Source organism: Pseudomonas sp., from assembly GCF_030147005.1.
Classification (GTDB): Bacteria; Pseudomonadota; Gammaproteobacteria; order Pseudomonadales; family Pseudomonadaceae; genus Aquipseudomonas.
Genome location: NZ_JASLAW010000244.1, coordinates 1 through 5,327, shown reverse-complemented (window position 1 = coordinate 5,327; position 5,327 = coordinate 1). Strand labels below are relative to the sequence as shown.

The window sequence follows — 5,327 nt, the reverse complement described above, 5'->3', positions numbered from 1 at the left end:
CACCCTGCATTCGCAAGCAAGCCCGCTACCACATTATGTGCAGGTTTGTTCACCTTAAAATGCGGTGTATCAGTCACATAGGTATCGACTGACAGCCTGCATTCGCGAGCAAGCCCGCTCCCACATTAAGTGCGGGTTTGTTCACCTTAAAAATGCGGTGTATCAGTCACATAGGTATCGGCTGACACCCTGCAATCGCAAGCAAGCCGGCTCCCACATTAAGTGCAGGTTTGTTCACCTTAAAAATTCGGTGTATCAGTCACATAGGTATCGGCTGACATCCTGCATTCGCGAGCAAGCCCGCTCCCACATTAAGTGCAGGTTTGTTCACCTTAAAAATGCGGTGTATCAGTCACATAGGTATCGACTGACATCCTGCATTCGCGAGCAAGCCCGCTCCCACATTAAGTGCAGGTTTGTTCACCTTAAAAATTCGGTGTATCAGTCACATAGGTATCGGCTGACACCCTGCATTCGCAAGCAAGCCCGCTCCCGCATTAAGTGCAGATTTGTTCACTTAAATAGGCGGTGTTGCAGTTTATGCGCCCGGCAACGCCAGCTGCGGAGTGACAAGGCCAAACGCCGCCAGTTGAAAGCCTTGCTCATCCACCTGCAATGCCCACCCTTGCTTGTCCCAATCTCCCAGCACAATACGCTTGGCCGCCTGGTCACCAATCTGCAGCTTATGGATCGCCGGGCGATGCGTGTGGCCGTGGACCAGTGTGCGCACGCCAAAGTGCTGCATCACCCGTGGCACTTCCTCGGGGGTGACATCGACAATGTCGTTGGCTTTCATGCGCACTTGGGCTGAGCTTTCACTGCGCAGCTTGCGCGCCAGTTTATGGCGCGTACCCAGGGGCAGGTGGCGCAGGATAAACAGCACAACCGGGTTACGCAGGATGCGCCGCAGCTTCATATAGCCGAGGTCGCGGGTGCAAAGGCTGTCGCCATGCATCAGCAGCACGGGTTCGCCTGCCAATTGCACGACACTCGGGTCCTTGAGCAACGTTGCGCCTGCCGCTTTGCAGAACGCCTTGCCGATCAGGAAATCGCGGTTGCCGTGCATGATGAAAATCGGGGTGCCGCTGTCGCTCAGTTCGCGCAGCGCTTCACAGATCGAACGCTGGAACGCCGTCATCCCATCGTCGCCAATCCAGGCTTCAAAAAAGTCCCCCAGAATGTACAACGCCTGGGCACCACGGGCGCGGCCGTGGAGCAGATCCAGAAACGCCCGGGTAATGTCCGGGCGCTCCTCTTCCAGATGCAAGTCTGAAATCAGCAATATCACGCTTCGATGATCTCGGCTTTCTCGACGATGACGTCTTCGGCTGGAACATCCTGGTGACCGGCTTTGGACGTGGTGGACACACCTTTGATCTTGTCGACAACGTCGGTGCCTTCGGTGACTTTACCGAACACCGCGTAACCCCAACCCTGCACGTTCTTGCCGCTGTGGTTCAGGAAGGCGTTGTCGGCAACGTTGATGAAGAACTGCGCGGAGGCCGAATGCGGCTCCATGGTACGGGCCATGGCGACGGTGTACTTGTCGTTGGAAAGGCCGTTGTCCGCTTCGTTCTGGATGCTTGGACGCTTGTCTTTCTTTTCTTTCATGCCTGGCTCGAAACCGCCGCCCTGGATCATGAAGTTACCGATGACACGGTGAAAAACGGTGTTTTCGTAGTGGCCGGCTTTGACGTACTCGATGAAGTTGGCGACGGTGATCGGCGCTTTCTCGGCGTTCAGCTCGATGACGATGTCACCGTGGTTGGTGGTCAGTTTGACTTGAGTCATGTTCACTACTCTTTTCAGGGAATTCGTGGGTTTGAGCGCCGTGGGGCGCCTTACCTGTCTGGCTAAACGTCGGCCAAGGCGCGCAGTTTAGCGTGCCCTGCAGGAATTTCGAGGTGGTTTTTTACCGCCCCGGCCATTTAAAGAGGAATTAAACCGCAGTTTTTGACCCTGCTCTGTCAGTGTCTTGACTGCTTCGGCTATTATGAGCCCTTTGTTTTATCTGGCCCCACCTGGCCACGAACCTGTCTGTTCAAGGATCCTATGAGCAAGCCCACTGTCGACCCTACCTCGAATTCCAAGGCCGGACCTGCCGTCCCGGTCAATTTCCTGCGCCCGATCATCCAGGCGGACCTGGATTCGGGCAAGCACACGCAGATCGTCACCCGTTTCCCGCCAGAGCCCAACGGCTACCTGCACATCGGTCACGCCAAGTCGATCTGTGTGAACTTCGGTCTGGCCCAGGAGTTCGGTGGCGTCACGCACCTGCGTTTCGACGACACCAACCCGGCCAAGGAAGACCAGGAATACATCGACGCCATCGAAAGCGATGTGAAGTGGCTGGGCTTCCAATGGTCCGGTGAAGTGCGCTATGCCTCGCAATACTTCGACCAGTTGCACGACTGGGCCGTCGAGCTGATCAAGGCCGGCAAGGCCTACGTCGACGACTTGAGCCCCGAGCAGGCCAAGGAATACCGTGGCTCCCTGACCGAGCCGGGCAAGAACAGCCCGTTCCGCGACCGTTCGGTGGAAGAGAACCTGGACTGGTTCGCCCGCATGCGCGCCGGCGAATTCCCGGACGGCGCCCGCGTGCTGCGCGCCAAGATCGACATGGCCTCGCCGAACATGAACCTGCGCGACCCGATCATGTACCGCATCCGCCATGCCCACCACCACCAGACCGGTGACAAGTGGTGCATCTATCCCAACTACGACTTCACCCACGGTCAGTCGGACGCCATCGAAGGCATCACTCACTCCATCTGCACCCTGGAGTTCGAGAGCCATCGCCCGCTGTACGAGTGGTTCCTGAGCAACCTGCCGGTGCCGGCACAGCCGCGCCAGTACGAGTTCAGCCGCCTGAACCTGAACTACACCATCACCAGCAAGCGCAAGCTCAAGCAACTGGTGGATGAAAAGCACGTGCATGGCTGGGATGACCCGCGCATGTCGACGCTGTCGGGCTTCCGTCGTCGCGGCTACACCCCGGCGTCGATCCGTAATTTCTGCGACATGGTCGGCACCAACCGCTCCGACGGCGTGGTCGACTTCGGCATGCTCGAGTTCAGCATCCGTCAGGACCTGGACGCAAACGCCCCGCGCGCCATGTGCGTGCTGCGTCCGCTGAAAGTCGTGATCACCAACTACCCGGAAGGTCAGGTCGAAAACCTCGAACTGCCGCGTCACCCGCAGAAAGAAGAACTTGGCGTGCGCAAGTTGCCGTTCGCCCGTGAAATCTACATCGACCGCGATGACTTCATGGAAGAGCCGCCAAAAGGCTACAAGCGCCTGGAGCCGAACGGCGAAGTGCGCCTGCGCGGCAGCTACGTGATCCGTGCCGATGAAGCGATCAAGGACGCCGATGGCAACATCGTCGAACTGCGCTGCTCGTACGACCCGGAGACCCTGGGCAAGAACCCTGAAGGCCGCAAGGTCAAAGGCGTGGTCCACTGGGTGCCGGCCGCGGCCAGCATCGAATGCGAAGTGCGTTTGTACGACCGCCTGTTCCGTTCGCCGAACCCTGAGAAGGCCGAAGACAGCGCCAGTTTCCTCGACAACATCAACCCTGACTCCCTGCAAGTACTCACTGGTTGTCGTGCCGAGCCATCGCTGGGCGACGCACAGCCGGAAGACCGTTTCCAGTTCGAGCGCGAAGGTTACTTCTGCGCGGATATCAAGGACTCGAAACCAGGTCAGCCGGTATTCAACCGTACCGTGACCTTGCGAGATTCGTGGGGCCAGTGATTCTGTTTAAGGAACTGTCGTGCTAACGATCTACAACACACTCAGCAAGACCAAAGAAGTCTTCAAGCCGCTGGATGGCAACAAAGTGCGCATGTACGTGTGCGGCATGACCGTGTACGACTACTGCCACATCGGCCACGGCCGCAGCATGGTTGCCTTCGACCTGGTGACCCGCTGGTTGCGGTTCAGCGGCTATGACTTGACCTACGTGCGCAACATCACCGACATCGACGACAAGATCATCAACCGCGCCAACGAAAACGGCGAATCGTTCGACGCACTCACCGCGCGCATGATCGCTGCGATGCACGAGGACGAGGCGCGACTGAACATCCTCAAGCCGGATATGGAGCCGCGTGCCACCGACCATATTCCGGGCATGCACGCGATGATCCAGACCTTGATCGACAAGGGCTATGCCTACGCTCCCGGCAATGGCGACGTGTACTACCGCGTCGCCAAGTTCATGGGCTACGGCAAGTTGTCGCGCAAGAAGATCGAAGACCTGCGCATCGGTGCTCGGATCGAAGTCGACGAAGCCAAGCAGGACCCGCTGGATTTCGTACTGTGGAAAGCCACCAAACCGGGCGAGCCGAGCTGGGAATCGCCGTGGGGCGCCGGGCGTCCGGGCTGGCACATCGAATGCTCGGTGATGTCCACCTGCTGCCTGGGCGAGACCTTCGACATTCATGGCGGCGGCAGCGACCTGGAATTTCCGCACCACGAAAACGAAATCGCCCAGAGCGAAGCCGCCACCGGCAAGACCTACGCCAACGCCTGGATGCACTGCGGCATGATCCGCATCAATGGCGAGAAGATGTCCAAGTCCTTGAACAACTTCTTCACCATTCGCGACGTGCTGGAAAAGTACCATCCGGAAGTGGTGCGGTATTTGTTGGTGTCCAGCCACTACCGCAGCGCCATCAACTACTCGGAAGACAACCTCAAGGACGCCAAGGGCGCCCTGGAGCGGTTCTACCATGCGTTGAAAGGCCTCCCCGCAGTGGCCCCGGCCGGCGGCGAAGCCTTTGTGGCGCGCTTTACCGAAGTCATGAACGACGACTTCGGCACCCCGGAAGCCTGCGCCGTGCTGTTCGAAATGGTGCGCGAAATCAACCGCCTGCGCGAGACGGATATCGACGCAGCGGCAGGCTTGGCGGCACGCTTGAAAGAGCTGGCCAGCGTGCTGGGCGTGTTGCAGATGGAAGCCGATGACTTCCTGCAGGCCGGCGCCGAAGGGCGTGTGGATGCGGCTGAAGTGGATGCCTTGATCCAGGCGCGTCTGGCTGCTCGGGCAGGTAAAGACTGGGCGGAATCCGACCGTATCCGCGACCAACTGACCGCGATGGGTGTGGTGTTGGAAGACGGGAAGGGCGGGACGACGTGGCGGTTGGCTGATCAGGCTTGACCGGTAAACGCTGAATGAAAAACGCCCCGACTGGTTCGGGGCGTTTTTTTCGTCAAGCACGCAACAGTTTCAGCGGGTACCCCGATCCAAATGTGGGAGCTGGCTTGCCTGCGATGGCGGAGTGTCAGTTACCGAAAATGCTGACTGATCCAACGCCATCGCAGGC

Annotated in this window: 4 protein-coding genes; 2 read left to right on the top strand and 2 right to left on the bottom strand. The window is 58.8% G+C overall.

Annotated features, from left to right (window positions below; genetic code table 11):
* Positions 1-538 precede the first annotated feature (538 nt).
* Positions 539-1,288 (bottom strand): UDP-2,3-diacylglucosamine diphosphatase, encoded by a 750-nt coding sequence (gene lpxH, locus Q1V60_RS22930; RefSeq protein WP_300635099.1) that lies wholly within the window; start codon positions 1,286-1,288, stop codon positions 539-541.
* Complete coding sequence (locus tag Q1V60_RS22925; protein ID WP_166406076.1) at positions 1,285-1,791, bottom strand: peptidylprolyl isomerase; 507 nt, start codon at positions 1,789-1,791, stop codon at positions 1,285-1,287. Before Q1V60_RS22925 ends, lpxH begins: the two co-directional genes overlap by 4 nt.
* A 261-nt stretch (positions 1,792-2,052) precedes the next feature.
* Here Q1V60_RS22925 and Q1V60_RS22920 point away from each other — a divergent pair, with 261 nt between their 5' ends.
* Together Q1V60_RS22920 and cysS are read left to right on the top strand one after the other, a co-directional pair.
* The gene (locus Q1V60_RS22920) at positions 2,053-3,753 is read left to right on the top strand and encodes a glutamine--tRNA ligase/YqeY domain fusion protein (protein ID WP_300635096.1); all 1,701 of its coding nucleotides are present in this window, start codon (positions 2,053-2,055) and stop codon (positions 3,751-3,753) included.
* 19 nt (positions 3,754-3,772) lie between these two features.
* Complete coding sequence (gene cysS, locus Q1V60_RS22915) at positions 3,773-5,161, top strand: cysteine--tRNA ligase (protein WP_300635094.1); 1,389 nt, start codon at positions 3,773-3,775, stop codon at positions 5,159-5,161.
* The last annotated feature ends 166 nt before the right edge of the window (positions 5,162-5,327 follow it).

What these genes read in the sequence shown, in the direction of transcription:
- Q1V60_RS22925 (WP_166406076.1), bottom strand. Translation starts at nt 1,791, where the DNA reads ATGACTCAAGTCAAACTGACCACCAACCACGGTGACATCGTCATCGAG.
- Q1V60_RS22920 (WP_300635096.1), top strand. Translation starts at nt 2,053, where the DNA reads ATGAGCAAGCCCACTGTCGACCCTACCTCGAATTCCAAGGCCGGACCT.